We start from the raw sequence: 6484 nt of genomic DNA, 5'->3' as shown, positions 1-6484 counted from the left end.
TGTGATTGATACAACCGATAAGGGCATCAATGAAGTTATTGATGATAGTAAACTTCTCGATTCAAAGCATGAAGCGAAAAAAGATCTCGATAAAAAAGCTGAAGATGCGAAGAAAGAAATCGATAAGTTACCAAACTTAAGCGATGATGAAAAGCAAAAAACTAAAGATGATATCGATCAAAAAACTCAAGACAGCAAAGATGCGATCGATCAATCAAACAATCCAAAAGAAATTGAAGCTGTGATTGATACAACCGATAAGGGCATCAATGAAGTTATTGATGATAGTAAACTTCTCGATTCAAAGCATGAAGCGAAAAAAGATCTCGATAAAAAAGCTGAAGATGCGAAGAAAGAAATCGATAAGTTACCAAACTTAAGCGATGATGAAAAGCAAAAAGCTAAAGATGATATCGATCAAAAAACTGAAGAAGGTAAAGAGGCGATTGATCAAGGAACGACACCTAAAGATGTTGAAGAAGCAATAAATACAACAGATAACGCGGTGAAAGAAATTGTTGATCAAAGTACATTGCAAGATGCAAAAAATAAAGCGAAAAAAGATTTAGAAGCGAAAGCTGATGAAACGAAAAAAGCGATTGATAGCCTTCCTGGAATTTCTCAAGAAGCAAAAGATAAAGCTAAAGCAGAAGTGGATAAAGTCTTAAAAGAAGGACTTGAATCAATCAATTCCGGTTCAAAACTTGACCATGTTAAGAAATCACTAAATCAATCAATGAATCAAATGGATAAAATTATTAAAAACTTAGCGAAACCACAATCCGTTCTTCCAGCCGCTGGGATTACGGCAAGCAGTATCCGTCTCTATGGATTACTCATAAGTCTTGTTGGTATGCTAATCTTTGTAATCCAAACAAAGAAAAATCGTTATAATCATTAAAATGTTTTATTATAAATAGCCCTTTATTAACCGAAACTCAAACCTCATTTGAGTTTCGGTTTTATTTATGAAATTCAAACTCTTTATCCGTATCTTTCAACATTTAAAGTGTGTAAAATATCGTACAATATCACCCAAAACACTTTGACACCCATAGGTGCATTTGTTATTATTAATACATAAAGGGAGTAGAAGCCTATTCTTTAGGTCCACAGTTTCGTCAACACGACTTTAGAGTCCGGAACGTGTATAAATTCGAGACTTTATCCAAGTTTTTTAGGCACGGATAGGGTCTTTTTATTTTACTTACTATCCAATGTATAAGGAGGAAGCCTGTGAAAGATACAAAATGGTATGCAAAGTCACTGGAAGAAGTGGCAGCTAAGACGGATATCGTCAACGGATTAACGGATGCGCAAATTGAGGCATCACGTGAGAAATATGGCAAGAATAAATTGGCTGAAGCAAAGGGACGAAGTTTTATGATGCGTCTTTTGGATCAGTTTAAAGATGTAACAATTATTATTTTACTTGTTGCAGCTTTAATAAGTGGTATTGTAGGGGAACATGCTGATGCGATTTTAATTTTCGCAATCGTTGCATTGAACGCACTTATTGGAATGATTCAAGAAGATAAAGCTGAGAAGTCTCTTAAAGCACTTCAAGATATGTCTACTCCAACCGCAAAAGTAATACGTGGTGGAGAAGAACAAACTATTAATTCTAATGATGTAGTTGTTGGAGATTTGGTTGTAATGGATGCAGGGGATTTAGTGCCTGCCGATTTACGTATTGTTCAATCGAATTCTTTAACAGTACAAGAAGCATCATTAACGGGAGAATCTGTACCTGTTGAAAAACATGCAGATGTTGTCTGTGCTGAAGATGCGGTCTTGGGAGATCGTAAAAATATGGCATATTCATCTGGAATGGTGAGTTATGGTCGTGGGCAAGGTGTTGTAGTTGCTGTTGGTATGGATACCGAAGTAGGTAAGATTGCGACAATGCTAACTGAAACAAAATCAGATCCGACACCGCTTCAACAACAATTAAATCAACTGGGTAGAATCCTGGGTGTTGGAGCGATTATTGCATGTGGAATTATTCTCCTTGTTGGTGTATTGAATAATCATGATTTCTTACAAATGTTCTTAACAGCTGTTTCTCTAGCGGTTGCAGTTGTTCCTGAAAGTTTACCAGCTGTGGCTACAATTGTCTTAGCGCTTGGTGTTCAACGTTTAGTTGAACGTCATGCAATCGTTCGTAATTTACCATCCGTTGAAACGCTTGGGTCCGCAACGGTTATTTGTTCCGATAAAACGGGAACCTTAACACAGAACGTGATGACGGTAAAAGAGCATTGGACTGAGAGTGACGTAAATGAATTATCACGTGGTTTATTACTCTGTAATGATGCACGTAAGGTCGATGGAAATTGGCTTGGAGACCCAACTGAGACAGCACTATCTGCATGGGCAGAAGCGCTTGATCTTGATGCTGTTGGCTTGATTCAAAAGCATACACGATTAAATGAGGTTCCTTTTGATTCAGGACGTAAACGTATGAGTACGATCAATGATATTGATGGTGATGCTACGGTATTTGTAAAAGGTGGCGTTGATGAAGTTCTTGCCGTTGTAACGCAGTATCAAGATGAAAAAGGTATACGTGCTATTACGCAAGAAGATATTGAACGCATTCAAAAACATAATCAAGAAATGGGTGTTAAGGCACTTCGTGTTCTTGCACTTGCTAAGAAATCTGTTTCAAATACGGATCTGGAAGCAACAGAAATTGAAAGTGAACTTACTTTTGTTGGTTTGGTAGGGATGATTGATCCTCCACGTCCCGAAGTAACAGAAGCTATCAAAACAAGTAAAAAAGCAGGTATTCGTGTTGTAATGATTACCGGTGACCATGCTGTTACTGCATCCGCAATTGGTCGTGAAATTGGACTGCTTGAAGATGGACAACGTGTTATCTCTGGAAAAGAATTGGATGCAATGACAGATGATGAATTGTTTGAACAAGTTCAACATATTGGCGTGTATGCACGTGTTTCTCCAGAACATAAAATGCGTATCATTTCCGCTTGGAAACGTCATGGCGATATTGTGGCGATGACAGGCGATGGTGTTAACGATGCTCCTGCTTTAAAACGTGCTGATATTGGTGCTGCAATGGGTATTGTTGGTACAGAAGTTGCTAAAGGTGCAGCGGACATGGTTCTTACAGATGATAACTTCGCAACAGTGGTAACCGCTATTGGAGAAGGTCGTCGTATTAAAGATAATATTATGAAGGCAATCTCATACTTACTATCATGTAATGTTGGAGAATTGTTACTGTTATTAATTGCCGTACTTCTTGACTGGGATGCACCCCTTCTACCAATTCACTTATTATGGATTAACCTTGTAACCGATAGTCTTCCAGCATTAGCGCTTGGTGTTGATGGTGCAGAAGATGGTATTATGGAACGTCAACCGGATCGTACAGGCTCACTCATCAGTAAATCAATGCTTTGGCGAATTGGGTACCAAGGTGCTGTTGTAGGGGGCGTTGCACTCTTTGCTTACATGTACGGTGCAGGGCGTCTATGGGCAGTTGGAGATACTGAAACTGGAACGACAATGGCATTTATCGTATTAGCATTCTCACAATTAATCCATTCCTACAGCATTCATTCAAGTGAAAAATCAGTATTCACATCATTCTGGAAAAATAAATACCTTATCATGGCAACGCTCATTAATGGGCTCATGATTCTTGCGGTATTATTCATTCCGGTTCTCAATGATTTATTTAAACTTGGAACATTAGATGCTCATCATTGGATGATTGTTGTGATGTTGATGTTTGTACCAATGATTATTGTTGAAATTATGAAACTACTTAAACTTAACGGTAAACATTAATTAAATTGAATAACCAAAGAGAGGAATAACCTCTCTTTTTTTATCACGATAAGACGAGTTTCACCTTTAAATAGAAGGGTCTATGTTATAATAGGCCTATAAAAAAGGGGATGGGTTTTTGATATGCACATAACGAAAATCTTTAATAATAACTGTGTCGCTACATTTATCGATGGAGAAGATATGGTTGTTACGGGTTCAGGAATCGGTTTCCAACATAAAATAGGGGACGAAATTGATGCTTCGCGCATCGAAAAAATGTTTAAAGTGGTAAGTGATAGCCAAGACGACTTTGAACAACTACTTAATAAAATACCAGTGGATTATTTTGAAGCGACGCGGGCCATCGTAGAATATGCACATTCTGTTTTGGATATATCACTGAGTGATACGATCAACGTGGCACTTACAGATCATATCTATTATGCAGTACTCAGATCGAAAGAGGATGTGGAATTACCAGGACTGTTTACAGAAGAGATTAAAATGTATTATCCTGATGAATTTAAAGTAGGTACATGGGCTTTGAATTATATTAATAAACGGTTTGAGGTTTCTTTGCCTCAAGATGAAATTGGGTACCTTGTCATTCATATTGTGAATGCAAGTAATGGGAATATATCGCACCAAGCTCAAAATACTATGATGTTTTTAAAGGATGTTATGGCGATTGTTCAGAGTGAGTTGGGTATAAAGATGAATACCAGTCAACCTGCGTATACACGTCTAGCAACCCACTTAAAATATCTTGCACAGCGAATTATTGGCAATCCAAGTTCCAGTCATCCATTTGATGAAAGTATAGGTGAACTCAATTTATTTATTGCGGCGAAGCTAAAAAAGTATAACGATTGTGTCGCGAAGATTAATCAATACGTCAATACACGATTCGATTATGAACTCTCGATGGATGAGCGCATGTATCTTGCCATACATCTATACCAAATTATGAAGCATGAAAAAAACCGGTAGCGATACCGGTTTTTTTATAGAGTAGGATAATACGTATACGATTATTTGATTAAATTTTTGAATTCATCGGCTACGAACTGAACGTTTGTACCAACGATAACTTGGAGACTGCTTCCACCGGGTCTTACAATACCAGCAGCACCGGTTCCTTTGATAGCTTTCTCGTCAACGTTTCCTGTGTCAAAGAGTTCAAGACGTAAGCGTGTTGTACAGTAGTCAACGCTCTTAACGTTCTCTTTACCACCAAGTGCATTAAGAATAACTTCAGCTTGGTGTGCAAATTTACTGTCGGTTGAAGCAAGCACTGAATCATCAAGTAGGACTTCTTCACGACCTGGTGTTTTAATATTAAACTTAACAATTAAGAAGCGGAAGAGTACATAATAAATTGCGAAGTATGCAATTCCAAATACAACGATCATATAAGGCTTGTTTGCAAGTGGTAGACGTGAGCTTAAGAATAAGTCAACAAATCCAGCACTAAATCCAAATCCTGCCGTCCATCCAAAGGATGAAACAATAAATAATGAAAGTCCCGTAAGGATTGCATGTACTAAGTATAATGCAGGCGCAACAAACATAAATGAGAATTCAATTGGTTCTGTTACCCCTGTAAAGAATGCTGAGAAACCTGCTGCAAGCATGAGCGATCCCACAACTTTTTTATTTTCAGGTTTTGCCGATTGATACATTGCAAGACCAGCACCACAGAGTCCAAACATCATAACTGGGAAGAAACCAGCTTGATACATTCCGGTAATACCTTTAACACCGGTACCACCCCAGAAGTTTCCAATATCATTAATACCAATTGTGTCAAACCAGAATACGGAGTTTAAAGCGTGGTGTAATCCTGTAGGGATTAAGAGACGGTTGAAGAAACCGAATAAACCTGCTCCAAGAGGACCCATCGCAGAAATTGCGGTACCAAAGGATACAAGTCCACCATAAACGATTGGCCAGATATAGAGTAATGCAATGGAGATTGGCATCATCACAACTGCAGTCATAATTGGTGCCAAGCGTTTACCACTAAAGAATGCGAGTGCGGTTGGGAGTTCTGTTTTGGAGAATTTGTTGTACATTAACGCTCCAACTACCCCAGAAATAATACCGATAAAGGCATTATCAATTTTTCCAAATGCAGCATTCACGGCTTCAGGAGCAATCCCTTTTAAGTTTGCAACGGAACCCACAGAGAGTAATGTGGTAATCATTAAGAAACCAACAAGACCACTTAAGGAAGCAGCCCCATCTTTATCATTTGATAATCCATAAGCAATCCCTACTGCAAAGATAATTGGTAGTTTTTCAATGATTGCTTTACCCGATCCAATTAAGAAAGCGGCAAGAACACTGTTAGCTCCCCATCCAACAGGGTCAATCCAATAACCAATACCCATTAATAAACTTGCAGCCGGTAATACCGCTACTGGAAGCATTAGGGCACGGCCTAATTTCTGTAAATGTTTCATCATATAAGTCACTTCTCCTTTTCTATATGATTTAGAGATTGTTGCTTGAAGATATAAAAAGACCTACAAAAATAGCGTATCGCCATATTTGTAGGTCTTGCCTTCTTCAGTAACAATCCTATCTTACAAGCACATATTAGCACGAGGTGTAACCGCTGTCAATAAAAAGTGAAAGAAATGTGTGTCTTTATGTGATAAGTGGTAAATGAGGATATGAT

The 6484-nt window shown here is 38.1% G+C and carries 4 protein-coding genes; 3 read left to right on the top strand and 1 reads right to left on the bottom strand.

Going from position 1 to position 6484, the window contains the following annotated elements; translation table 11 throughout:
• The 3 genes from EPJ90_RS08620 to EPJ90_RS06810 form a co-directional block, all read left to right on the top strand.
• The coding region (locus EPJ90_RS08620) for a DUF1542 domain-containing protein (protein ID WP_244660393.1) at positions 1–901 on the top strand (901 nt) is incomplete at its 5' end.
• A 335-nt stretch (positions 902–1236) separates the two neighbouring features.
• Entirely contained in the window at positions 1237–3819 is a 2583-nt protein-coding gene (locus EPJ90_RS06815) for a calcium-translocating P-type ATPase, PMCA-type (protein WP_161637448.1), read from the top strand.
• Between the two features lie 123 nt (positions 3820–3942).
• Positions 3943–4791: a PRD domain-containing protein gene (locus EPJ90_RS06810; protein ID WP_161637447.1), complete on the top strand. Its 849-nt coding sequence runs from the start codon at positions 3943–3945 to the stop codon at positions 4789–4791.
• Between the two features lie 41 nt (positions 4792–4832).
• Here the strand turns inward: EPJ90_RS06810 and nagE are convergent, their stop codons facing one another.
• Complete coding sequence (gene nagE / locus EPJ90_RS06805; RefSeq protein WP_161637446.1) at positions 4833–6269, bottom strand: N-acetylglucosamine-specific PTS transporter subunit IIBC; 1437 nt, start codon at positions 6267–6269, stop codon at positions 4833–4835.
• Between the last annotated feature and the right edge of the window lie 215 nt (positions 6270–6484).

Origin of the sequence: Erysipelothrix sp. strain 2 (EsS2-7-Brazil), assembly GCF_016617655.1 — a bacterium.
Classification (GTDB): domain Bacteria; phylum Bacillota_I; class Bacilli_A; order Erysipelotrichales; family Erysipelotrichaceae; genus Erysipelothrix; species Erysipelothrix piscisicarius.
Note: the sequence above shows the minus strand (reverse complement) of the source record. Positions and strands in the feature narration are given on the sequence as shown.

Excerpts from the sequence above, each read along its gene's own strand:
- EPJ90_RS06810 (WP_161637447.1), top strand. The coding sequence starts at position 3,943 with ATGCACATAACGAAAATCTTTAATAATAACTGTGTCGCTACATTTATC.
- nagE (WP_161637446.1), bottom strand. The coding sequence starts at position 6,269 with ATGATGAAACATTTACAGAAATTAGGCCGTGCCCTAATGCTTCCAGTA.